Annotated in this window: 22 protein-coding genes; 16 read left to right on the top strand and 6 right to left on the bottom strand. The window is 52.6% G+C overall.

Annotated features, from left to right (window positions below):
* Positions 1-99: 99 nt before the first annotated feature.
* Together PRIO_RS27940 and PRIO_RS27935 are read left to right on the top strand one after the other, a co-directional pair.
* Positions 100-1,899 (top strand): M3 family oligoendopeptidase, encoded by a 1,800-nt coding sequence (locus PRIO_RS27940; RefSeq protein ID WP_020430168.1) that lies wholly within the window; start codon positions 100-102, stop codon positions 1,897-1,899.
* A gap of 346 nt (positions 1,900-2,245) precedes the next feature.
* Complete coding sequence (locus PRIO_RS27935; RefSeq protein ID WP_020430167.1) at positions 2,246-2,656, top strand: hypothetical protein; 411 nt, start codon at positions 2,246-2,248, stop codon at positions 2,654-2,656.
* A gap of 120 nt (positions 2,657-2,776) precedes the next feature.
* Here the strand turns inward: PRIO_RS27935 and PRIO_RS27930 are convergent, their stop codons facing one another.
* Both PRIO_RS27930 and PRIO_RS27925 read right to left on the bottom strand, forming a co-directional pair.
* The gene (locus tag PRIO_RS27930) at positions 2,777-3,013 is read right to left on the bottom strand and encodes an alpha/beta-type small acid-soluble spore protein (RefSeq protein ID WP_020430166.1); all 237 of its coding nucleotides are present in this window, start codon (positions 3,011-3,013) and stop codon (positions 2,777-2,779) included.
* Between the two features lie 101 nt (positions 3,014-3,114).
* Complete coding sequence (locus tag PRIO_RS27925; protein ID WP_020430164.1) at positions 3,115-4,089, bottom strand: aldose 1-epimerase; 975 nt, start codon at positions 4,087-4,089, stop codon at positions 3,115-3,117.
* A gap of 434 nt (positions 4,090-4,523) precedes the next feature.
* Between PRIO_RS27925 and trpS the strand changes: the two genes are divergently transcribed.
* Entirely contained in the window at positions 4,524-5,513 is a 990-nt protein-coding gene (trpS, locus tag PRIO_RS27920; RefSeq protein ID WP_020430162.1) for a tryptophan--tRNA ligase, read from the top strand.
* Here trpS and PRIO_RS27915 read toward each other — a convergent pair.
* Positions 5,510-5,704: a DUF5325 family protein gene (locus PRIO_RS27915; protein ID WP_020430161.1), complete on the bottom strand. Its 195-nt coding sequence runs from the start codon at positions 5,702-5,704 to the stop codon at positions 5,510-5,512. The two genes, trpS and PRIO_RS27915, sit on opposite strands and share 4 nt — an antisense overlap.
* Positions 5,705-5,980: 276 nt before the next feature.
* The gene (locus PRIO_RS27910) at positions 5,981-6,979 is read right to left on the bottom strand and encodes a metal-dependent hydrolase (RefSeq protein WP_020430160.1); all 999 of its coding nucleotides are present in this window, start codon (positions 6,977-6,979) and stop codon (positions 5,981-5,983) included.
* Positions 6,980-7,239: 260 nt separating this feature from the next.
* Here PRIO_RS27910 and cyoE point away from each other — a divergent pair, with 260 nt between their 5' ends.
* The 3 genes from cyoE to PRIO_RS35765 all read left to right on the top strand — a co-directional run bounded on the left by cyoE (position 7,240) and on the right by PRIO_RS35765 (position 9,883).
* A complete protein-coding gene (cyoE, locus tag PRIO_RS27905; protein WP_046505664.1) occupies positions 7,240-8,172 on the top strand; it encodes a heme o synthase in 933 nt (310 codons plus the stop codon).
* A 15-nt stretch (positions 8,173-8,187) separates the two neighbouring features.
* A complete protein-coding gene (locus PRIO_RS27900; protein ID WP_020430157.1) occupies positions 8,188-8,808 on the top strand; it encodes an SCO family protein in 621 nt (206 codons plus the stop codon).
* 472 nt (positions 8,809-9,280) lie between these two features.
* Entirely contained in the window at positions 9,281-9,883 is a 603-nt protein-coding gene (locus tag PRIO_RS35765) for a hypothetical protein (RefSeq protein ID WP_144412138.1), read from the top strand.
* 26 nt (positions 9,884-9,909) lie between these two features.
* Here PRIO_RS35765 and PRIO_RS27890 read toward each other — a convergent pair whose 3' ends face one another.
* Positions 9,910-10,266, bottom strand: a complete 357-nt coding sequence (locus tag PRIO_RS27890) for a primase (RefSeq protein ID WP_020426334.1) — start codon at positions 10,264-10,266, stop codon at positions 9,910-9,912.
* A gap of 401 nt (positions 10,267-10,667) precedes the next feature.
* Positions 10,668-11,837 (bottom strand): MFS transporter, encoded by a 1,170-nt coding sequence (locus tag PRIO_RS27885; protein WP_046505657.1) that lies wholly within the window; start codon positions 11,835-11,837, stop codon positions 10,668-10,670.
* Positions 11,838-12,200: 363 nt separating this feature from the next.
* Between PRIO_RS27885 and PRIO_RS27880 the strand changes: the two genes are divergently transcribed.
* The 10 genes from PRIO_RS27880 (at position 12,201) to PRIO_RS27835 (ending at position 24,561) form a co-directional block, all read left to right on the top strand.
* Positions 12,201-12,638 (top strand): hypothetical protein, encoded by a 438-nt coding sequence (locus PRIO_RS27880; protein ID WP_020426337.1) that lies wholly within the window; start codon positions 12,201-12,203, stop codon positions 12,636-12,638.
* A gap of 60 nt (positions 12,639-12,698) precedes the next feature.
* Positions 12,699-13,844, top strand: coding sequence for a transglutaminase domain-containing protein (locus tag PRIO_RS27875; protein ID WP_020426338.1), 1,146 nt, complete (start codon positions 12,699-12,701; stop codon positions 13,842-13,844).
* Between the two features lie 112 nt (positions 13,845-13,956).
* Positions 13,957-16,029 (top strand): peptidoglycan D,D-transpeptidase FtsI family protein, encoded by a 2,073-nt coding sequence (locus PRIO_RS27870; RefSeq protein WP_020426339.1) that lies wholly within the window; start codon positions 13,957-13,959, stop codon positions 16,027-16,029.
* Positions 16,030-16,065: 36 nt separating this feature from the next.
* Positions 16,066-18,183: a peptidoglycan D,D-transpeptidase FtsI family protein gene (locus PRIO_RS27865; RefSeq protein ID WP_020426340.1), complete on the top strand. Its 2,118-nt coding sequence runs from the start codon at positions 16,066-16,068 to the stop codon at positions 18,181-18,183.
* 93 nt (positions 18,184-18,276) lie between these two features.
* Positions 18,277-19,065, top strand: a complete 789-nt coding sequence (locus PRIO_RS27860; RefSeq protein ID WP_020426341.1) for a Cof-type HAD-IIB family hydrolase — start codon at positions 18,277-18,279, stop codon at positions 19,063-19,065.
* 22 nt (positions 19,066-19,087) lie between these two features.
* Positions 19,088-19,573: a DUF456 domain-containing protein gene (locus tag PRIO_RS27855; RefSeq protein ID WP_020426342.1), complete on the top strand. Its 486-nt coding sequence runs from the start codon at positions 19,088-19,090 to the stop codon at positions 19,571-19,573.
* A gap of 26 nt (positions 19,574-19,599) precedes the next feature.
* Positions 19,600-21,228 carry a putative polysaccharide biosynthesis protein gene (locus PRIO_RS27850; protein ID WP_020426343.1) on the top strand — a complete coding sequence of 543 codons (1,629 nt, stop codon included), beginning with the start codon at positions 19,600-19,602 and terminating at the stop codon, positions 21,226-21,228.
* A 117-nt stretch (positions 21,229-21,345) separates the two neighbouring features.
* Entirely contained in the window at positions 21,346-21,690 is a 345-nt protein-coding gene (locus PRIO_RS27845; RefSeq protein WP_020426344.1) for a thioredoxin family protein, read from the top strand.
* Positions 21,691-21,811: 121 nt separating this feature from the next.
* Positions 21,812-22,738, top strand: coding sequence for a COX15/CtaA family protein (locus tag PRIO_RS27840; protein WP_085981506.1), 927 nt, complete (start codon positions 21,812-21,814; stop codon positions 22,736-22,738).
* 53 nt (positions 22,739-22,791) lie between these two features.
* Entirely contained in the window at positions 22,792-24,561 is a 1,770-nt protein-coding gene (locus PRIO_RS27835) for a UbiD family decarboxylase (RefSeq protein ID WP_020426346.1), read from the top strand.
* The last annotated feature ends 11 nt before the right edge of the window (positions 24,562-24,572 follow it).

Here is a 24,572-nt window from a genome sequence, read left to right as displayed (position 1 = left end):
GATGACCTCCTTGTAAATGTGCAGCTTTTGTAATTCACTTTACCATGGCCGCAGACCAAACACAAAAACCAAATGTAAACATAGGAAAGGTGAGATACAATGAAACAGCCTTTATCATTGACCTGGGATCTGGATTCTATATTTCCGGGAGGCTCAGCCTCGGCGGAATTCGAGCATTTTTTGAAGCAGCTGGAAACGGACATTGGGGTATTGGATCAGCAGGTTGCGGCGGCTGCATCACCGGCGAATATCGAGTCCACCAGGCAACTGGATGATGTAATAGCGCTGCTGCAGAGCTGTTCCGGCCGGCTGGTACAGGCATCCGAGTTCGCCGGATGTCTGGGTGCCCAGAACCAGCAGGACAAGGGAGCCGTACGGTTATCCTCCAAGGTTGCAGGCCTGCGGGCAGATTTCGAGGGAGTCAGCTCCAAGTTCGATGATGTGCTGCGCCAAACCTCTGATGAGGTATGGCAGGAGTGGATGGCCCGCCCAGAGATTGCCCCCCTGAAGTTCGTGCTTAGCGAGAGCCGTGATCTAGCCCGGGAAAAAATGAGTCCTGAGCTGGAGGCATTTGCGCTTGCGCTGGCCGTTGACGGCTACCATGGCTGGAGCGAGCATTACGAAACGATTGTCGGGTCCATACAGATTCCTTATGAGGATGAAGAGGGGACCAGGCTGCTCTCTGCCGGACAGGCCTTCAATAAGCTTGACGATCCCGATCCCAAGGTCCGGGAGGCGATGTTCGGCAAATGGGAAGAAGCCTGGGGCAGCGCTGCGGACTATTGTGCGGATACCCTCAATCATCTTGCCGGGTTCCGTCTGAATCTGTACAAAGGCCGCGGCTGGGAGGATGTGCTGAAGGAGCCGCTGGCCATTAACCGTATGTCGCATAAATCGCTGGATACGATGTGGGATGTCATCACCAAAGCCAAGCCGGCGCTGGTCTCCTACTTGAGCCGCAAAGCCAAGCTGCTTGGACTGGAATCGCTGTCCTGGGTGGATGTGGAGGCTCCCGTAGGCGAGTCCTCCGGCAAAATCCCCTATGATCAGGCAGCAAAAGACATTGTGGCACAATTCCGCAATTTCAGTCCGAAGCTGGCGGATTTTGCTGAACATGCTTTCGACAGCAATTGGATCGAAGTCGAAGACCGTCCAGGCAAACGCCCCGGCGGATTCTGCGTATCTTTTCCGGAGAGCAAGGAATCACGCATTTTTATGACTTACAGCGGTACCCCGTCCAATGTGTCAACGCTGGCGCATGAGCTTGGCCATGCCTATCATTCCTATCTGCTGGAGGATCTCCCGGTATTCAATCAAAACTATGCTATGAATGTCGCGGAGACTGCTTCAACCTTTGCAGAGGTCATTGTGGCTGATGCCCAGGTGAAGGCTGCTGCAAGCAGCGGGGAGAAGATTGCCCTGCTCGAAGCAAAAATCCAGAACAGTGTAGCCTTCTTCATGAATATCCACGCCCGCTTTTTGTTCGAAACCCGTTTTTATGAGAAGCGGAAGCAGGGGCTTGTAAATGCCGAAGAGTTGTCGGCACTGATGGTTGAAGCGCAGAAGGAAGCCTTCTGCGGGATTCTTTCCGAATACCATCCGCATTTCTGGGCGTCCAAGCTGCATTTTTATATTACGGATGTCCCATTCTATAACTTCCCTTATACCGTTGGTTACATGTTCAGTACAGGACTGTACAAGATCGCGCTTCAAGAAGGGACTTCCTTTGCCGATAAGTATGACAGCCTGCTGCGCGACACGGGCATCATGACGCTTGAGGACCTGGTGCAGAAGCACCTTGGTGTTGATCTGACTCAGCCGGATTTCTGGCAGGGCGCAGCCGATTTGATCATCGCCGATATCAACGAATTTATGAAATTGACGGAGCCTTCGGCCTGAAAAGTTTGTCAGAACCAAGACAGTTCATCTTTTCCCAGGCAACCGTGAAGGCTTGAGAACCTTGTATTAATGCGCAAGGCCCCTGTAAAGGGGTCTTTTTTTATGCTGGAATGCTGTCGAAATAAGACGATTGGTAGAAGGTTATATACAATAAAATAACGCAAATTACGCATATATAGGGATAAACACCCATTTATGTTGAATTATGTTGAAGGCTTGTACTTAGTGGCCTATAATGAGCCTAAAGCCTTATATAAAGGCTGCTAAGAAGCAGATTTTGTAGGAAAATGAAACAAGGAGTTTTGACTCACTTACACCTATTTTCAAAACTTTTAGGAGGATACACATGTTAAGAACGGAACAACTTTCACTGGCAAGACAGATTGACCTGGTATTTAAGGAACTGCAGGAGGAACTGTCAGGGCTGTCTTCCGGCACAGTCTTTGTACAAATCAGAAATAACGTCATAGGCAAGTTCGGAATACGCCACAATCCCCTGGCCGGCCGAAGCGGAACGTTCGCTGCAGAACAGGAAGGGCTGAATACCGTACAGCAATCTTCTTTCCGGCTTATGGCTCTGGAGAGCCTGAAATACAAGCGGCGCTGGACGCACGGTGAAATCAGCTATGAATTTGCCGTCCGCCAGGGGATGGTAGTGGTGGATGCCACACTGGAATCCAATTACAATATGGCTAATCTGATGATCCGCTATCCACGAAATGTCCAATCCGACAAGCCCGATCAATTTTACGGTTGAGTTATACATATAGATGTGCATAAACAAAAGCCCTCCTGCACTTCGGCGAGAAGCGCGGGAGGGCTGTTAAACAGGTCCGCATCAGGCATTCAGCCTGGCGGGATACTTATGATAAGGCTGTTACTGCGAACGACCAGACAGTTGCTGCTCTGCCAGTTGCACCAGACGTTTGGTGATGTATCCTCCCAAAGAACCGGTTTCGCGGGAAGTATAGTTCCCATAATAACCGTCAGCTGGGATTGTTACTCCAAGCTCCTGTGCTGCTTCATATTTCAACTGCTGCAGCGCTGCAGTCGCTTGTGGAACGACCAGGTTATTGGAACGGCTACCGCGACCTTGTTGACCTGCTTGACCCATGTTTGTTCACCTCCTTCGCCCGTTGTGAAGATAGTATGGGCGCTGGGAGAGAAATTCATGCACGGGTTCAGGAGATTTTAAGGGTGGTAATTATATGAAATTTATAGTTCGGGACTGACTACCTCTAGACTGCTTGAGACCGCAAGGGTCTGCCGGGGCTCCAAGGTAATGATGCCTGTAAAAGCATCATCTTTGCCGAGGTTGGGCCCGTCGGGAAGCCAAGTATAGGGCTCAATGCACAGATATTGGTCTGCCGTTCCATTGGTGTACACCACCCAGTGGCGGAAGTATTCCTGGTCGGCCGAATAGCGCAGGACGTAGCCGTCATCCCTTGCCAGCACTGCCTCGGCGGGCTGCTGATCACCTATGCGCAGCACAGTGTCCAGATTGATTCCCTGAAGTCCTAAGCCCTGATTCAGGGTCTCCAGCTCACCGAGAGGCAGGAGATTGCCGCTTGTCAGTAGTTCATCGTTCAATTCATAGACATTTTCGGCGGGAAGCTGAAGCTTCCAGCGCCCGGGCTCGCCATCAATCATAAACCAGGTATGATAGCCGATTCCAAAAGGGACACGGGCTGTTCCCTGATGGGTAATCTTTAGGGTTTGCCTGAAACGGTTATCCTGCAGCCGGAACGTCATCTCGAGCTTCAGAGGAACGGGGAACTGCTCCATCCAGCGGGGATCATCTGCGGTATTGAATTCAGTAGTCACCGCGCAGCCTTCCTCGTCTTCTTCAATATCACTGACGCACCAGGCTTGTGTCCGGTGCAGGCCGTGAATGTGGTGGCCTCCCGCTGTATTCTGCTCGAACTGATAGGTCCTGCCTTCGAACTGAAATTGCCCCTGGCGGATGCGGCCGGGCGGAATCAGGAGCGGCATGCCGAAATGATAAGGCTTCTGAAGGTAATAGGAGAGGTCGCTCTCTTCCGGCTTGCGAAGAATTTCACGGTTTTGCTTACGGTCCCACAATGAAATAACGTTGTTACCCAGTCGCGGCAAAAGCGTGACTTCCAGCTCACGGCTATGCAAAATATAAGTATCATAACCGCCCCACTGCCCTTTGGTCACCTGTTTCATGAGAAGTATGCTCCTTTGATTAGCTGTAATCGGATAGACACGGATACCCTTATCATACCAGATTTATGTACTTGTGGTTAGTCATTTGACAACTTCTCCGGTTCGCACTATGATGAATGCATTCATGAAAATGACAATGCGATGACAGGGACAAGTAGGCGGGAGAAGCACCTTCAGAAAGCCGGTGGTTGATGCGAACCGGCGGTTCACTCCAGGCTGAATGGACCCATGAGCGCCGTGCTCGAACAAGCTTCAGGCTTAAGTAGACCGGCCGGCTCTTCCCCGTTAACGGAAGTCAAGGCTGTTGCGGCAGACCTCCGGGAAGAGGCTGCGCACGGCGAATAAGGGTGGCACCACGGTCTCACGTCCCTTGCGGATGTGGGGCCTTTTTGCGTGCTGCGGTTCAAGTACAAACATAAACCGGAGGGAATATTATGGCTAAAAAAGTGTTGTCCGGCATCCAGCCCAGCGGTTCACTGACCCTGGGGAATTACATCGGTGCGATCAAAAATTTCGTCAAACTGCAAGAGGAGCATGAATGCTACTTTATGGTTGTTGATCTGCATGCCATCACCGTCTCACAGGACCCTGCCGCGCTGCGTGAAAATTCAGAATCTGTGGCGGCGCTGTATCTTGCGGCTGGAATCGATCCCAAAATTTCCAATGTCTATATGCAATCGCACGTACAGCAGCATGCGGAACTGGGCTGGATTATGACCACCCTTACAGCGATGGGGGAGCTGGAACGGATGACCCAGTTCAAGGACAAATCTTCAGGCAAAGATTCCGTAGGTGCAGGTTTGTTCGTGTATCCTTCGCTGATGGCTGCCGATATACTGGTCTACAATGCCGATCTGGTCCCGGTGGGGGAAGACCAGAAGCAGCATCTGGAGCTGACGCGTGATTTGGCAGGACGCTTCAACCACCGTTTTGGTGATTTCTTCACGGTTCCGGAGCCTTACATTCCTGAAGTCGGTGCACGGATTATGTCCCTGGATGACGGTACCAAGAAGATGAGCAAAAGCAACCCGAATCCGGGCAGCTATATCGCCCTGCTGGACCCGCCTGATGTGATCCGCAAAAAAATAAGCCGCGCCACAACCGACTCAGGCCGTGAGGTTATCTTTGATCCGGCGAATAAGCCTGAGATCAGCAACCTGATGAGTATCTATGCTGAATGCTCCGGAATGACCCTGCAGCAGATTGCCGACCGGTATGAGGGTCAAATGTATGGCGGCTTCAAAAAGGATCTGGGCGAGGTTCTGGTGGCTGCGCTTGAGCCTCTCCAGCAGAAATACCGGGAGATCCGCAGCTCCGGCGCCCTGAGCGATATTCTCGCTGAAGGAGCAGAACGCGCCCGCGGAGTCGCCGCCCAGACGCTCGCTGGTGTCAAAGAGAAGATGGGATTCCTGCCGCTGCGCTAGGAAGACTGGTGCGTCTTGGCCTCCGCCTTGCGTCTCAGTCTGGCTTTGAGGATGAAGCCCCAGCCAATATTCAAAATGCACAAGACCCCCAACAGCAGCGCCAGCCAAATATTAGTACTTATGGAGATGGAGGCTGCAGTCAGGAGGAGAATGGAAGAAACTGCGAACCAGAGGGATAAGCCTTTACCCATAAACGTCAGCCTTCTTTCCTTTGTTTATTTGATGAACTGAACGATTTTCAATTTTCCCGCTGCGTATTTTCTGCACAGCGGGATTTTATATTTATATGTTCCACGACACAAATCATCCTTATGTTTCGGCTTGTGTTAAAGTGAAAACGCTTTATGGTGATTGTGCCCTATGCGCCGGCGGGCGTCAAGGGATGAGTTTTCATCATTGTGAAGGTTTCCGGTTCAAACAACAAAAAGCGTCCGCCGAAACGGACGCCCCGCCTGCAAAACCTAAAGCTACATGGAACCCGGATCGATGGCGAACCGTTCATCCAGCTTCTCGCTGCTTAGCCAGCCCACATAGGTGTTAAGTGGATGATATTGGCTGTCCATAACCAGTACTGCAACAAACGGGAATTGCTTGCGGTGTAAATAACGGACATCCCCCCAGCGTACAATATAACCGGAGGGAAGTTCCTCGACCTCGGCTACCGCGTAGGAGGTAAAGTACAGAAAGGCTTTAATATCGGGATGGCTTTTGGAATGTTCAACGGCGGGGTGAGTGGAGCATACCGCATGCTTGAACCATTCAAGCCGTCCGCTGTTCAGCAGGCCGATAATATAACTGCCGTCGGGCTTGGCTTTGACCACATTCCAGCGTGCAGGTGATATGGTCGGAATGACAAAATAGCGTTCACCGGGGCTATGATGGATATCCTTGGTCTTGAGTTTCCTTGTCAGCCGGGCGTGCACCAGTGTCCGCCAAATATAATAAAGCGCGATGCAGGCATACAGGGTAATGAATAACGGAGCCGGCGGAACGAACCCGCTGATCCAGAGAATGATGGCCGCTACATGGCTGCCAAATATAAACGGATCAAAGATGTGGATAATGTTCCAGGCGATCCATTTCTCCGTAAACGGACGCGCGGCCTGCGTGCCATAAGTATTGAACAGATCGGTGAATACATGAACAGCCACGCCGATGAAGCTCCACAGGGCGATATGGCTCAGATCATGTAGCTCTGTGAACCCGAAGACCGGTCCAATAACCAAAGTGATCAGGGCAGGCCACAACAGTAAGAACGGCAGTGAATGTGTGATTCCCCGATGGTTGCGGATATACAGCGCGTTGTCCTTCAAACGCAGTGCGGTATCGGCATCGGGTGCTTGAGAGGCCAGTACGGTGGCGACCATGACAGCCCCGGCCAAAGTCGGCTGGGAGGCAACGACGGGATCGACGAAGGACAGTCCAGCGAGTCCCAGGCCCATAACGAAATGTGTAGCGGTATCCATTTGGTCAGATCTCCTTTGTACGGAAGTTCTCTATTAATAACTACCCAATTTGACGTCCAGTTATTTAGGGGGGGATAAAATAAATATTGTCACGCAATTGTCAAATTGATGAACATATTGGCCGATGATTGTCAAACTCTTTTCGGGTTTGATATGATAAAGTTAACAGCAGAGTGAATAATATTCTCAACTGAGAACGTTAATTCCGATTTTATGCTCCGGCGGAACGTAGAAGTCCCTTAGAAGGAGGAACACTAATCGTGGACAATCAATTGAGATATCAAGCTTCTTCGGATTCCGCAGCTTTGTCTGCCAAATCACCCAAAGAAGGTGCCGGCTGGCGCGATTTTATTACGGTAACTAAGCCCGGTATTATCCGTTCGAATCTGATCGCAGCTTTTGCGGGATACTGGGTGGCGTCAGGCTGGGATGTGCAGTATGGACGGTTGATCCTGACCCTGCTCGGAACGATGCTGGTCATGGCTTCTGCCTGTGTGTTCAATAACTATTTCGACCGTGATCTGGATATGAAAATGGAAAGAACACGCGAACGCGGTCTGCCAACGGGTAGACTGAAGCCGCAAACGGTGCTGATCTACGCCATAGGCCTTGGCATAGCCGGTCTTGCTGTGCTGTTTGCATTTTGCGGCGTGCTTGCCGGAATCTTCGGCATCGTCGGCATGTTTGTATATGTAGTAGTGTACACCCTTTGGCTCAAAAGAACATCTACGTGGAGTACATCGGTAGGGGCCATCTCGGGCGCGATGCCTCCGGTTATCGGTTATGTGGCTGTTACCGGGGCAGTTGACCTGGGGGCCTGGCTGCTGTTCGCGATGTTGTTCCTGTGGCAGCCGCCGCATTTCTGGGCGCTCGGCATCCGCCGCAAGGAAGAGTACCGCGCAGCGGGTTTTCCGCTGCTGCCGGTAGTCAAGGGCACGCGGCGCACGAAGTTTCAAATGATTCCTTATGTAGCGCTGCTGCTGCCCATTCCGGTATTGATGTATGTTTATGATTACGCAGGCATCTTTTACCTGGTTATTTCTGCGGGATTGTCGCTTGCCTGGCTGTACCTGACTTTAAAGGGATTCAGAGCGAAGGATGACGACGCTTGGGCGAAACAGAATTTCTTTTTCTCCATTAATTACCTGACAGTCAGTCTGATTGTGCTTGTACTGAATACGATTCACGGTTAAGGGGGAGAGTGTCCTGTGCAGACCTTGAAGCGCTACAAATGGACGTGGCTGATGCTGCTGGTCGCCTTGGGTTTGGCGGTTTATCTGGCATTCGGTTATTGGAACAAAGGAAATGACAAACTGCCTGTAATCGGAGAGGTGCAGGACTTCTCGCTTGAAAACGTGGATGGCAGGCCAATCACGCTGGCGGATACGGAAGGAAAGCCCAGACTCGTCTATTTCTTCTTCACGGAATGCCCGGATGTCTGCCCCATCACTACCTTTATGCTGTCGCAGACACAGGATCTGCTGAAAAAAGACGGCAGCTTCGGCAAGGATGTGGAATTCGTCTCCATTTCGTTTGACCCCTTGAATGATACGCGTGAAGCGATTAAGGCGTTTGCGGACCGCTTTCATGCGGACTACAGCGGCTGGTATTTTCTGCGGGGGGATCAGGAGCAGGTCCGTACGCTGGCGGCTGATTCCTTCAAGGTCTTGATTTACGGGGACAACAAGGATAACTTTGCCCATGCCAACCTAATCGGTCTGGTGGACCGGAACAACCGGCTGCGGGGATTGTATGATGCCGGAGATACGGAGAACGTGACCCCGGAATTTTTGGCCGGTGCGCTGAAGAAATTGGCCCGCGAATCATAATATGTAAGAAAATAGCGCCTTGTTCGAATTCTTGCATGTGATGCAAGATACGGATTAGGCGTTTTTTTTGTTGGAAACGGAGATTTCCTATTGTGCGGAGAAACCCGGGGTAAGGTAAAGTGGAATTAGTATACTTAAATGAAACCAAAAAGACCCTTGAAGGGGGAATAGTGGGAAAAAGTACACTTAATATGAACAAATTCGCGGGTAAGCGTGCGAATGGGGCAGATTAGTTGTCCTTTTTCCACTTAACGTTTGCGGGGAGGCGGGATGGAGGGAATTAAGTTTACTTTTTCCACTTGGATTAGTTGCTGGTCTAGCCGGGTGAAGTGTGAGAAGGAATGTTTCACCTGGCTGGGCGGATTGCCGGGGAACAACGGTAGAAATGCCGTTGTTGAAGCGTTGAAGGCCGGATTGTGCGGAAACAGCGGTAGAATTGCCGTTGTTAAAGCGGCGGCCCGCTTATGGTGGAATGAGAGGTACTTTTACCTCTGATTTGGCCCGGCGGCCCGCTTATGGCGGAATGAGAGGTACTTTTACCTCTCATTTGGCGCGGCAGCCCGCTTTCGGCGGAATGAGAGGTACTTTTACCTCTGATTTGGCCCGGCGGCCCGCTTATGGAGGAATGAGAGGTACTTTTACCTCTCATTTGGTGCGGCGGCCCGCTTATGGAGGAATGAGAGGTACTTTTACCTCTCATTTGGTGCGGCGGCCCGCTTATGGAGGAATGAGAGGTACTTTTACCTCTCATTTGGTGCGGCGGCCCGCTTATGGAGGAATGAGAGGTACTTTTACCTCTCATTTGGTGCAGCGGCCCGCTTATGGAGGAATGAGAGGTACTTTTACCTCTGATTTGGCCCGTCGGCCCGCTTATGGCGGAATGAGAGGTACTTTTACCTCTCATTTGGCGCGGCAGCCCGCTTTCGGCGGAATGAGAGGTACTTTTACCTCTCATTTGGCCCGTCGTCCCGCTTATGGAGGAATGAGAGGTACTTTTACCTCTGATTGGGCCCGTCGGCCTGCTTTGGCCCAACGGCCCGCTTGGGAAGGCCGGATTGCTGCTTTGTTCTACTGATGTGTGTTGGAGCGTCAGAATGAATGCTACGACTCCAAGTAAGGTAAAGGCTCAGGATAAATAATGAACTCCTCCAGCCCGGCTTTCTCCAGTTGGGTGATGCTGTATTCATCCGGGGTGCCTTCCACTCCGGCATAGCCTTTCCGGGTATAAATATGCACGGCATCCGGAAAAGCGTCGCGCAGAATGCCGCGGATTTTTTTGCCCGAGCTGTCATTATCCATGTAGAGGTAGACTTCCCCATCTCCTATTTTGCGCCGCAGTGTCTCCAGCTTGAGCGTATTCAGCGTGCCGAACGTACACTGGATGTCGACCTCTGGAGCAAGGATTCTCCGTAATCTGCTGCGGTCGTTTTTACCTTCGACAATGATGGTTATGGACATTTTCTGTCAACCTCCCCCGGTGTAATGTGTCTATGTCGATATTTTACCTAAGAGTCGTCATATTTAACAGCGAAAAGGCATACTGGATTTTCATTCCCCGGGAAATGTCGTAAAAAGAAACAATCACCCGGCTGCTGAACCGGGTGATTGTCGGGGAGTTGTCAATTCGGCAAATGCGGACAAAACCTAGAATATTCCCGCACTGAGGATGATAACCAGCAGAATGAAGAGCACCAGAATTGTACCTGTTGAAGTCCAGAATGCAGGAGCAACAGGAGCGGGGTTCGGGCCCGGACCGCAATATTCGCCCATCGAGAATTCACCACGCTTTCGGCTGAGGGGTGACTACAGTGTATATTATGTTTGTTGGATTAAAGCTGCCAGTGAACGGCTGTTGGCCTTCAGGCCGCCGGGCTGTTCCATTCCGGGTGGTAAGCAGGCTTGCCCGAGCCTCTGGGCGGGAGCAGCAGAATGGCGGTCATGAGCAGCACAAAGGCGATGAAGTACGGAGAGACGAAATCCCGCAGCTGCCCTGCTGCTACGGGACCGGCAAAGGCGCCCAGAGACATGGCAATCGATTGCAGCGAGAAAGTGCGGCCCATGCGCCCCGGCCCCCCAAGACTGATGAAGAGAGAAGCCATTGCCGGAAACAGCACCCCCTTGGCAGCACCAAGCAGGAAGAGAACCACTCCGGCAGGAATATGGCGGAAGGCGGCCAGAGTGAAAAAGCAAAGTGCCATGGCGAGGAGCGCCGCAGCGATTCTTATTCCCGGAGCAAACCTGTTCAGAAAAAGGAGGCTGAGCGTCACCAGCGCCCCCAAGCTAAGCAGTGACAGCAGGATGCCGGTTGAGATCATTCCTTCGCTGCCCTGTGACAGAGGCAGCTCAAAGAACAGCACGCCTTGGGAGCAGGAAACGAAGAAGGGCAGAAGGTAATAGCGGCGGGAGACCCGGGGGTTCTCACGGTCCGCAGCTTGTGCGGGGGAGTGCAGCGGCAGCGCAGGCTTGGCAGCAGACATGCTCTGCACCTGCTTCGGCACGCTGAATAATGCCATCACACCTGTGAGGATCAGCAGCCAGCCAAGTGTGGTGAACGTGCCGGAGTAGCCGGCTTTCGCCACAATAAAGGCGCCGGCCGCCGGAGAGACGACAGAGGCCAGCGTATGGACGATCCCATGGCCGGACATATATTTGCCCTGGGTCGCTGAATCGGAGGAGAGCGAAGCCAGCAGTGCCATGCAGGCCGGGGAGAGAAAGGCCAGCACAAATCCGCTGGCTGCGCGCAGCAGCAGCAGATGCCAGGGAAGCTGTGCGTGAGCCTGCATCAGCAGAATGGCTCCGGCCGCCGTGAGTGCGAAGACAATATAGCGGCGGCTGCCATTGCGGTCGACCAGCACACCGGCCAGCAGATTTCCGGGAAGATGCGTCAGCGAGTACATGCCCATCATCCACCCGATGAAAGCCGGCCCCGCCCCCAGAGAGATCGCAAAAGGTGTTAGGATGGGGTACTGGGCATGCAGGTCGAAGAAGGCCAGAAAGAGAAACAGGTATAGCCACAGCGCGGTTTTCAAGGAAAGCACCTCCACAGGGGCCCGTCTTTTGCACCGGTAAGGCGCGCACAGGCACTTTTTTCACAGGATAAATAATTAAAGGTTCATGCCATAAACAATCCTTCGGATTTCGCTGAACCGGGTGCGTTTCAGTAAAATGACGGCTAACCCGGCTCTTTTTATCTGTTGCTCCCGATAATGACCTACTTGTACTTTACGTGGGGTCAGGCAGGCTTATACCATTTTATTGAGGGCCTTTGCAGGAGGCCACTCAGGCCATGAATTATAAAGGTTATTCATGTATAATAATTATTAATTATGAAATGTTCCGGGGGCATGCGCCCTGCAGTGACGAAATTTGGCGATAGGGGTGTTGTGAAATTGATGGATCCGGCAGTGTGGTCACAATTTATTAGAGAGAATTGGCTGGTTATCGTTATTGCGCTTGTCCTGCTGTTTGCGGTAATTAACCTGGTTAAAACGGTGCTGAAATGGGCGATTGTAATTGTTATTGTTGTGGGCCTGTTCATCTACAGCGGGGTTACACTTGATCAAATTGGCAACGCTGTGAATAAGGTGACAGATGGAACGGTAAGTACGCTGAAGAAAGAAGCGCAGGAAGTCATGCTGAAGGAAGCGCAGGAAGCTACATATACCTCCGGGGGCGACGGCTCCTTTACGATTACAACACCTAATCTTGAGCTGAAGGGTGCGGCTGGAGAGGACAAGGTTGAAGTGACTTTCCGCGGGGTGAGCCTCGGGAAATGGAGCATTACGGACACGACCAAAACGTTCATAGACGAAGCCCGGAAGAACCAGTGAGATTCAGGCGGATATTTGCAGCCCGTTTGAATCTGCATACACAGGAAAGGAGGGACAAACATGCTTAACGGATGGATAGACAGCCTCAGTAATGCCAATATGATCTCCATCCTGCTGGTGGTGGTTGTCCTTTTCTCGCTGCTTCAGGGCTGGAGCAGAGGCTTCACAAGGGCGGCAGGGGGATTATTCGGGATGCTCGGGAACGGAGTGCTTACCATTCTGGCGCTCGCCATGGGCATTCCGGCGGCGATGTATCTGTCTCCGGCCGCAGCAGCCTGGGCTGAAGGAATTGCACTGCCGGACACAACGCTCAGCGGCTGGCAGCAATTATATTACACTGCCGTCTCGGTTTTAGCGGGATCGCCCTTTGTGCGTTTTCTGCTGCTTCTGTTGATCTCTTACAGCCTGATCCGGCTTCTGCTTGGACTGCTGTTCATGCTCCTGCCGTTCCGGCTGCCCCGCTTCCGGGCCAGGGCAGCGGACCGGAAGCCTACGCCAACCAGCCGTCTCAGCGGTGCGCTGATCGGCGGTGTGATTGGGCTTGTGCGCGGGCTTATCCTGGTGCTTGCCCTGTACATTGGCGTCGGTCTGAATCCGGACAGCGGCTTCAGCCGGTATGTAGAGTCCTCCCCGATTTACAGCCAGAGCGCGGCTGCGGTGTTCGAGCCGCTTGCCGGTGAAGAGGTGCGCAGCAAGCTGCCGGTGCTGACCCAAGCGGTGGCCGATGAGATGAACGATATTTTGCGGCGGAAATATGAAGTGATTGATCATGAAATTTCGCCCGATATTGTGGGAGCTGCGGCCGATATCGCCGGACAAGCCAAGGGGGAAGAGGACAAGGCCAGACGGCTGTACGACTGGATAGGCTCACGGATTGCCTATGATTACGGCAAAGCAGAGAACTATGAGCAGAACCGGATCTGGCATGAGCAGACGCCCCAGGATACCTTCGATACCCGGCTTGGCGTGTGCATAGATTATGCCCGCCTCTATGCCGTGATGGCCCGTTCGCAGGGACTTCAGGTGCGCGTAGTCACAGGCCAGGGGTACGATGGTCAAGGCGGGCATGGCCCTCATGCCTGGAATGAGGTGTACCTGCCGGACAGGCAGGCCTGGATACCGCTGGATTCGACATGGGCCAGCAGCGGGGACTGGTTCGACAGCAAGGATTTTGAGAAAACCCACATTAAAGAAGATGTGCTCTGAGAAGGGAGCGTCAGCCTTGGGATATATGGTACAATAACAAGGCATACCAAGCAGCCTTGAAGAATACGTTCCGACCAGGCAATATTTGCTTTAGCTAAGGAGAGAATCCGCCGTGAAATGGTTTGGTTTCCCGGGCAGAAGCCCCGATTCAAGTCATGGCCGAAGCACATCCAGTGTGCGCATCAATTTGTTTTTCTTCGGCACGTTTTTTATTTTTTGTGTCATTATTGTCCGTCTTGCGTCACTGCAGTTCGTCGAGGCTGAGGCTTTGACAGAAATTGAAGAGAATCAGGAGACCAAAACTGTCCCGCTCTCCGCGATCCGGGGGATAATTCATGCTGCCGGCGGGGAGAACATCGCGTATAACACTTCTGTCCAATCCCTGTACATCACGTTAACTAAGGACTATACCGAGACCTATAGGAATAAGACAACCAATGAATATGAATTTACCGACAAGGCCAAAGCGAACACTGCTTCCCTGGCAGCAAGACTGGAGTCTGTCTTCAATCAATATGGCGATCCGTCCGGCAAAAAGCTGACAGGAGAAGAAATTACAACACTGCTTGATCTCAATTTCAAAAAAACGCTTGGCTACTATCCGCGCAAAATCAAGACAGGACTTACGCCCAAGGAAGTGGCTCATTTTCTGGAGCATAAGGAGCAGTATCCCGGCCTTTCGATTGTGGAGGAGGCTGCACGACATTATGACAAGGACACGGTGGCTGTACAGACGGTAGGTTATATCAGACCTTTTAAATCCTTAGACAGTTTGGATCTTTACAAAAATATCCGCAGTGCGATGAAGCAAAATAATGCCGATCCCGGCTTAGCGTATAAAGAGGAAGAATTTGTAGGTGCATATGGCCTTGAACAGCAATACCAGCGGGAGCTGCGCGGGAAAAACGGCTACCAGACCATTTCTGTAAATCCGCAGAATATGGCCGAAGAAATTATTGAATCCGTACCTCCGGTCAAGGGGAACGACATCTGGATGACGATCAACAAGAACGTACAGATGAAGACCGAACAGGCGATTATGGATCAGATCCGCTGGCTGCACACCAATCCGGTGCTGGGGAAACTTCATCCCGATGCCCTGACCGGCTACGCTGTTGCCATGGAAGTGGACACTGGAAACGTAGTGGCCATGGCCAGTATGCCTGATTATGACACGAATGTCTGGACAACAGATAAAGTTGAGCCTGAGGTGTATGAAAAAATTGCGAACAATTATTTGAACGGAACGATCAGAGATACTACCTCCGGGATTTCAGGGAATGGCCTGAAGTCAGTGATCTATTTGGGGTCCACGGTCAAACCGTTAAGTGTGTTGATTGGATTAAATGAAGGCTTGTTCTCTACCGGCGATACTTATAACGATGTAGGGATCGCTTATTTCGGCAAAGACGACAATGCTTCTGTAAAAAATTCCTCAGGCCATGTGCTGGGACCGCTGGATCCGGCTAAAGCGATTCAGGAATCATCCAACGCGTTTATGATCGATATGATCGGGGATCCCCTGTACAAGAAATATAAGAGCAAGGCACCGGAGGTGTGGGATCAATATTTGAAGGCTTTTGGGCTGGGCGTATCCACACAAAGCGGCCTGCCTAATGAAAGTGCCGGACTGGGTGATTATATGGATACCAAAGCGGCCGGCAGCACCCAGGCAGCCATGGTCTACGCCTCCTTCGGCCAGAAAGGCAAATATACAGCGCTGCAGCTGGCCCAGTACACAGCAACTCTCGCCAATGAGGGAGAGCGGATCAAGCCGCAGCTGGTCAGCAGAATTACCGATGCGGAAGGCAAGACCGTCAAAGAGTTTCACCGTGAGGTGCTAAGCACAATTTCGTTCGATCCCTCCTACTGGAAGGAGATCAAAAAAGGGATGAATACTGCCGTCAAGGCATTTGACGGATTTCCTTATGATTTTGCCCGCAAGACCGGCACTTCCGAAATGGATGCGTACGGAGTGACGCGTGACAACGGTGTGTTTATCGCTTTCGCGCCCCGTGAGCATCCCAAGCTGGCTGTAGCTGTAGTGATTCCGGAGGGCGGTTTTGGATCGAATAGTGCCGCCCCGGTAGCCCGCAAAATATTTGATGCCTATGACTGGGAATACGGACTGAATGGAGTCCCCCGAAAGAACGTATCCCCTGCCACGGAGTCAACATTGAAATAAATGGTTTATTTTAAGATGTAGAGGAGTGAAAAAACTGTGAGTGTTTTCCGTAAGCAGGCCTCTCCCCCGGACGGGAAGGACAGCAAGAGCTCGCTTGGCCTGCGCCTCAACGTGTTTTTCTTCAGCACGTTTGTCATTTTCTGCGTTATCATTATCCGTCTTGCCGTTGTTCAGTTTGTGGAAGGCCCCAATTTAAAAGAGGTTGAGACCAGCCGTGATACCAAAAATGTGCCGCTTGCAGCCATAAGGGGATCGATCCGCGCCGCCGGAGGCGAGGAAATTGCGTATTCCAGCTCTGTGCAATCCCTGTATATCACGCTTACCAAAGAATATATAGCCAAGTCTACAGATAAGAAAACAGGTGAAACTTCATTTACTCCGGAGGCCCGGGCAAATGTCTACGCGCTGGCTAACAATCTGGTTGAGAATTTCAATAAGTATGGCGATCCGAATGGCGAAAAACTGACGGTTAATGATGTAATTAACTCCCTGGACCTCAAGTTCAAGAAATATTCCGGCTTTATGGCCCGGCGGATCAAGGCTGGCCTTACCCCCAAAGAAGTGGCTTATTTCATGGAGCATAAAGAGGAATACCCGGGCCTTGAAGTCGTCGAGGAGAGCAACCGCCATTATAATAAGGATACGGTCGCGGTGCAGACTGTTGGTTATATCAAACCTTTCAAGTCCGCAGGCAGTCTGGATATTTACAAAAACATTCAAAATGCAATGAAAAAGATCGACAATGACCCTGGGTTGACTTACAAGGATGATGAGTTTGTCGGCTTCGACGGTCTGGAGCTGCAGTATCAGCGGGAACTCCGCGGCAAAAACGGCTATCAGGTAATCTCCGTCAATCCGCAGAATATGGCCGAAAAAATCGAGAATATGGTCCCTCCTGTAAAGGGAAATGACGTCTGGATGACCATCAATAAAAACATCCAGCTTAAGACAGAGCAGGCTATTACAGAGCAGATTAGCTGGCTGCATTCCCATTCCGTGCAGGGGAAAACACATCCTGATGCCGTAACAGGCTACGCTGTAGCGATGGAAGTCGACACCGGGAATGTCGTCGCTATGGCCAGCATGCCTGACTATGATACAAATGTCTGGACGAAAGGCTCACTGCCTACCGATGTCTGGAACAGCATTATTGATAACTATCAGAACGGAACCATCAATCCGATATCCTCCGGGGTGTCGGGCCATGGACTTCAATCGGTGCTGCTGATGGGTTCGACCATCAAACCCTTGAGTGTGCTTATCGGACTGAACGAAGGCTTTTTCTCCACTTCTACTACCTATCAGGATAAAGGGATTGCCTTTTTCGGGAAAAATGATAAATCCTCGGTCCGCAATGCCTCCGGGCACGTGTACGGTTCCATGGACCCCTCCAGGGCGATTGAGAAATCCTCCAACGTCTTCATGGTGGATATGGTCGGCAAGAAGCTGTACGAGAAATATGGCGACAAAGGTATTGGGGTCTGGGATAAATATATGAAGGAATTCGGCCTTGGCGTGTCGACGCAAAGCGGACTTCCCAGAGAGTTCCTGGGACAAATCAACTATACGAATACAAAAGCAGCCGGGAGTGCCCAGGCGGCGCTGGTCTATGCATCGTTCGGACAGCAGGGAAGCTACACTACGCTGCAGCTTGCACAGTATGCCTCGACCCTTGCCAATGAAGGTGTACGGATCAAACCGCAGCTGGTCAGCAAAATCACGGACCCGGACGGTAAGGTGGTTAAGACCTTTGGACGTGAGGTTATTGATGAAGTCACGACCTTTGACAAGTCCTTCTGGAGAGAAATCAAAAAGGGCATGAGCAGTGATGTAACTGCATTTTCTGATTTCCCTTATGATTTTGCCCGCAAAACAGGGACATCACAGCAATCGGCCAAAGGCGACCTGCGCGATAACGGGGTCTTCATTGCCTTTGCCCCGCGTGAGAATCCGAAGCTGGCTGTAGCCGTGGTTATCCCTGAAGGGGGATTTGGCTCCAACAGTGCGGCGCCGGTGGCCCGTAAGATTTTTGACGCTTACGATTGGGAGTATGGCCTGGATGGCGTGCCTAAGAAAAGCTTGAAGACAGAAGGTGCCAAAGACGGCGCTGACGCAGGGAAGGATTCCGAAAATACAGCGACAACAAACAACTGATATAATAGTCGGGAAGACGGAAAAGCCGGCAATACAAATACACAGCTGCTCTTTGCATAGAGAGGGCCTACAAGAAGAATGGAGGGGTGGCAAATGATTGCCAAATACCGCCTGCTAGCATTGGATATGGATGGAACCCTGCTGAATGATGAACAACAGATTACCCCCAAAACGGTGGAATGGATTAAAAAAGCGATGGATGCGGGCGTTCATGTCTGCCTGTCCACCGGACGCACCTCCCGCGGTGCCATGCCTTATGCTGAGCAACTGGGACTTGAAACTCCGATGATTATGGTCAACGGCAGTGAGGTGTGGCGTACGCCGAGTGAGCTGTACCGCCGCTCCCTTTTGGATGTGACGCTGGTCAAGACCATGCATGAGATCGCCGAAGAATACGGGACTTGGTTCTGGGCGTGTTCAGTAGATGAGGTTTATAACCGCGACAATTGGGATGGGGATATCGAAGGCCGGGAGTGGCTTAAGTTCGGGTATTCCACAGAGGACGATGACATCCGCCATAAGCTGCTGATGCGGCTCCAAGATCTGGGCGGACTCGAAATTACGAATTCTTCACCAACCAATCTGGAGATTAATCCGCTGGGCATCAACAAGGCTTCGGGTATCCGGGAGGTCTGCAAGCTTCTGGGCTTAGAGATGTCCCAGGTTGTCGCTGTAGGGGACAGTCTGAATGATCTGGCCGCGATCCAGCAGTCCGGCTTCGGTGTCGCCATGGGCAACGCCCAGGAGGTTGTGAAGCAGGAAGCGGACGCCGTCGTCGCCACGAACAATGACGACGGCATTGCAGAAGTAATCCAAAAGTATATTTTGGCCGAAGCTGAACTCGAAGTAGAAGCCCAGGCCGGAAGATCATCCGGAAAATAACAGATTTTAGGAGTTGAAGGAATTGGCGATTCTGGGGTGGGTTCTGATTATTGCTTTGTTCGCCGTGGGGCTTGCCGGAGCAGTGTATCCCATACTGCCGGGCGCACTGGCGATTTATCTGGCTTTTTTCGTATACGGCTGGTTCTTTTCCTTTGATCCGTTTGGTGCGGGATTCTGGATCACCCAGACGCTGATCGTGGTTGTGCTGTTTGTGGCGGATTATGTGGTCGGGGCCTGGGGCGTCAAAAAGTTCGGCGGCTCCCGCGCTTCGGTGATCGGCAGCACGATTGGCCTGATTTTGGGCCCGCTCCTTATCTCAGCGTTTGGCCTGCTGATCGGTCCTTTTGTCGGGGCATTTGCCGGTGAGCTGATCGCCGGCTCCAAGCCCGGCAAAGCCTTGAAGGTGAGCTTTGGCTCACTGCTTGGCTTATTCAGCAGCACGGTCGTCAAAATCGTGCTGCAAATTGCCATGGTCGTCCTCTTCTTTATCTGGATTGGCCGGTATTAATTTAACAGCGAAGAAGGCGAAACAGTTTGTCCACCAAGAAAGAGTCTTTTGTCAAAGGCACGCTTATCCTGGCCGCGGCGGCGCTCGTGGCCCGCGTGCTTGGTCTTGCCCAGCGGGTGCCGCTGGAGCATTTATTCAATGACATCGGGAATGCATCGTTTACGCAGGCCAACAACGTGTATTTGATGCTGCTGCCGCTGGCTACAGCAGGTATTCCGAGTACGCTCAGCAAAATGGTGTCTGAGCGTTATGCCCTGAACCGGCCGCATGAGGCGCAGCAGGTATACCGCGCGGCGCTTATTTTTGCTGCGGTGGTTGGTGTGCTGATGAGTACAATCCTGTACATAGCGGCTCCCTACTATGCAGAGTATAGCAAGGTGCCTGAGAGCACGCTGGCGATCCGGGCGATTGCCCCGGCGCTGCTGCTCTTTCCGATGATCGCGATGATGCGCGGTTATTTCCAGGGACGCAACAATATGATGGCTGGCGGCATCTCACAGATCATTGAGCAGATTGCCCGGGTATCCACGGCGATCCTGCTTGCCTTTATTCTGCTGCGCCAAGGGTACAGCAATACCTGGATGGCTGCCGGCGCCTCCTTCGGCAGCGTTCTAGGCAGCATCGGGGCTTTTGGCGTGATGCTGTATTATGCGGTGAAGCTCCGCCGCAGCGAGGAGCAGAAAGCCCTGTATGATTCCAGTCAAGCCCGGATTCCGCTGCTGAAAATCTATAAGGATATCTTTAAGCTGTCCATACCGATTGTGCTCTCTTCCGTTACGGTTCCGGTCGTGAACTTCATTGATACCTCATTCATTGTTCCGCTGCTCAGCGGGCAGATCGGGCGGGAAGCCGCTACTCAGGCCCTGGGGATCTTTGGCAGCCGGGCGCAGAGTGTAGCCGGAATTCCGCCGGTGCTGTCCATCGCACTCAGCACCTCGCTGATTCCGGTCATTTCCGCCGCTTATGCAAGACGCGAAGAGGCGCACCTGAAGCGGCAGATCACGCTGGCGCTGCGGATTTCAATTTTGACGGGGACGCCTATTGTTCTTTCACTCGTTGTAGCGGCGTATTCCGTGAACGGCCTGCTGTTCAGCAGCCTGGACGGCAGCGGCATTGTAGCCATGCTGACCCTTGGGACGATATTCCAGATTACGATGATGACGACCAACTCCATTCTGCTGGGGATGGGCAAAGCGCGGATCTCCATGTATTACGTGCTGGCGGGTCTGCTGGTCAAATTCGGCTCCAACTTCCTGCTCAGCCGCTTGTTCGGGATTTACGGCATTATTGCTGCCACGGCGCTGTGCTTCATTGTGATTACCCTGCTTAACCTGAGAATGCTCAAGACGATCGTTCCTTTCGAGATTCTCGGCAAACGCTGGGGCGGCTTCGCAGTTGCCGTATTGGCCGCCGGAGGGATTGGCTACGGACTGAACGAGGCGGGACAGCTGCTTACCCATATGATGCCTGTGCGCCTGGCCTTCCTGATCACTTGCCTCGTTGTAGGGGCGGCGGTGGTTATCGTCTACCTTGTGCTACTCATTGTTCTGGGAGTGCTGAGCCGTCAGGAAATCGCCGGTTATCCACGGCCGTTGCAGAAGCTGCTGGGTCCGCTCATGAAGCTGCAGCCTGAACGCGTTCGTTCTGAGCAATAAATCTGTGATCATTGTCTTATTCTGTCTTTTTTATTTGACTTATTCCTGACAATTTGATTCACTTAAAGAAAAACCAACAAACAGCTTACTCTTATATCAGAAGGGACTGTTCAATTTATGGATAAAATTACTTCGCCTGCGGAATTTCAGGTGGCGATTCAATCGCCCCGTCTGACCGTGGCCGTGTTCAAAGCCGACTGGTGCTCCGACTGCAAGTTCATTGATCCGTTCATGCCTGATGTAGAGCAGAAATATACGGACCGCCTCACACTGGTTGAAGTGGATGTTGACGCTGTAGGCGATGTCAGCCAGGAACAGAATATTCTCGGCATTCCCAGCTTTGTTGCGTATAGCGATGGCCGCGAGCTCGTGAGATTCGTGAACAAGCTGCGCAAATCCCGTGAGGAGATCGAGGGGTTTCTGGACAGGGCGCTCGAAGTTTATCTGACCATACACAAGTAATCACATTGCACCGCTTTGCCCTACCCGAGCAGAAGCGGTTTTTTTCTAAACCGGGTGCTGCAAAGGCTTACAACCACGTACTAATTCCTAATCATTCCTATAAAAATTGCGGGTGATCTCATTGACGATGAATCAATTGAAATGGCTCAGCTACATCACTTGTCTAATTATGTTTATGGCTCTGCTCGGCGGAGCCGTGGTCACCAAAACAGGTTCCGGGCTGGAGTGCGGCAATGAATGGCCGCTGTGTCACGGAAAGCTTATTCCTGCCTATACAATAGGCTCCCTCATTGAGTATACCCATCGTCTGTTCAGCGGTCTTGCCGGTCTGCTGTCCCTTGCTTCAATGTTTGCCTTTTGGCGTTATGCCCGTGAGCGGAGAGATCTGCAGGTGTTTGCCCTGCTGACGCTTTTATTCGTGGTAGTGCAGGGAGGAATGGGGGCACTCGCGGTGATCCGGCCGCAGTCGGCTGCGGTGATGGCGCTGCATATGGGCTTTTCGCTGATCGCTTTCGCCAGCTCGCTGATGCTTGCCCTGGGGACGAAACGCAGGCATGCATGGGGGGATGCTCCCCCTGTGGCGGACCGGGGGGTCAGCAGGGGCTTCCGCAACTTAACGTGGGCGGCTGCGTTATATTCTTATATAGTGGTTTATATTGGGGCGTATGTCAGCCATACAGACTCCCAGGGAGGCTGCTCCGGGTGGCCGCTCTGTAACGGGGAGTGGTTCCCTGAGCTGTCAGGCGGAGTAACCATTGTTTTTACGCACAGGGTTGCGGCGGCGCTGCTGTTTCTCCTGATTGCGTGCCTTGGACATCTGGCCTTCTGGAAACATAAAGCGCAGCCTGAGCTGAGAGCCCTTGGCATTGCAGCAGTTGTGCTGTGTCTGCTTCAGGTACTCAGCGGTGCGGCTGTTGTTCATACCCTATATAACGAAAGGCTGTACATATTTGCCGCACTGGCACATATTCTCCTGATCGCCGGGCTTTTCGGTGTTCTGTGTTATATGAGTGTGCGCGTATGGCAGCTGGAAAGAGCGAATAAATAGTCTGCGCTCATCAAACTTTTGTGGGATAGTGCCCTGTTTGAGGAGGAACGAGATTGGGATATGGTAATTTGCGTCAATGGATTGAACAGCTCCGCAAGGATAAGGATCTTGCCGTAATTGATGCTCCGGTGGACCCTTATTTGGAGCTTGCGGAGATTCATCGGCGTGTGGTGCGGGAGGAGGGGCCGGCTCTGCTCTTCACGAATGTAAAAGACACGCCGTTTCCGGTGGCGACGAATCTGTTCGGAACGGTGCGCCGGGCCAACCAGGCCTTCGGGACCCGCCCCGAGCAGCTGGTAAAGACCCTCATGGGCGCCATGGAAACATTGCTGCCGCCAACAGCATCCGGGCTCTGGAAGGAGAAGCGGCTGCTGCTGGACCTGCTCAAGGTCGGGACCCGGAATGTGCCGCAGGGAGAAGCGCCTGTTCTTGGGGTCTGCCGCAGCACCGAGCCGCTGAAGGAACTGCCGCGCATCACCGGCTGGCAGGAGGAAGGGGGGCCTTCTCTGACCTTGCCGCTGGTCTATACCGAGAGCATCACTCATCCGCAGAACCATAATCTTGGAATATACCGTGTTCAGATATATGATGACAGCAAGGCGGGGGTCTATTGGCAGAAGCATAAGGGAGGCGGCTTTCATCACCGGGAGGCGGAGCAGCTCGGCGAGCCGCTGCCCGTGTCCGTTTTTCTCGGCGGGCCTCCGGCATTGATAGCCGCTGCAGCAGCTCCTGTGCAGGAACGTCTGCCGGAGCTGCTGCTGGCATCGCTTGTGCTGGGCGGCAAGCTGCAGATGGTCAAGGACCCGATGGGCGGGCACCAGATACCCGCTGAAGCGGAATTTGCCATCCGGGGCCTGATTGCCCCCCATGAGCGGCGGGCGGAAGGGCCGTTCGGGGATCACTACGGATTTTATTCCGCACCCCTCCATTTCCCTGTTATGCATGTGCAGCGTATCTGGCACCGCAAGGATGCGATCTTTCCGGCAACGATCATCGGCAAGCCGCGCCAGGAGGATTATTATCTCAGGGAATACATACAGCGGCTGCTGGCCCCCGTATACCCGCTGTTGATGCCTTCCGTCAAAGCGTTGTGGGAATACTCCGAATGCGGCCCTCATTCACTGGTGTCTGCCGTAGTAAGGGAGAGTTATCCCAGAGAAGCGGTGGTGTCCGCCTACCGTATCCTGGGGGAAGGCCAGCTGTCACTGACCAAATTCCTGCTGCTGACCAATGAACCCGTGGAGCTGGCGGAGTTCCCCAAGCTGCTGGAAAGTGTGCTGGAGCGCTTCAATCCCGCCTCGGATTTCCTGGTGTACGGAAATGCTGCCCCGGACGAGCAAGATCATTCGCCCAATGCGATGAACCCTGGCAGCAAAGCCATCATGCTGGGTGTGGGGAATCCGGTGCGTGAGCTGCCCTCAGCTTACACGGAAGGTCTTCTACCGGGCATTACAGAGGCAATTCCTTACTGCCGGGGATGTTTGGCTGTTTCCGGTGCATCCTATGAAGAAGATCCTGAGCTTCCTTCCCGGCTAATCGCAGCTCTGCGTGCACAGGAAACAGCCTGGCCGCTGGTGTTTGTAGTGGATAATGCCCCGGATACGGTGCGCACGCAAACTTCATTCCTGTGGACGGTGTTCACGAGGTTCGATCCGGCCAGTGATATCTACGCCGAATACGAGATCAAAAGCCATCATATCGGCTATAAGCTGCCCCTTGTGATCGATGCCCGGATGAAGCGGGATTACCCCGAGGAACTGGTTCCGCGCGAGGATATTGTCCAGCGGGTCGACCGCAACTGGAACAGCTATTTCCCACACTGAGGAGGATGCAG

The organism is Paenibacillus riograndensis SBR5 (genome assembly GCF_000981585.1).
GTDB classification, from domain to species: domain Bacteria; phylum Bacillota; class Bacilli; order Paenibacillales; family Paenibacillaceae; genus Paenibacillus_AQ; species Paenibacillus_AQ riograndensis.
The sequence above is the reverse complement of the archived record's forward strand: the minus strand, read 5'-3'. Positions and strand labels throughout refer to the sequence as shown.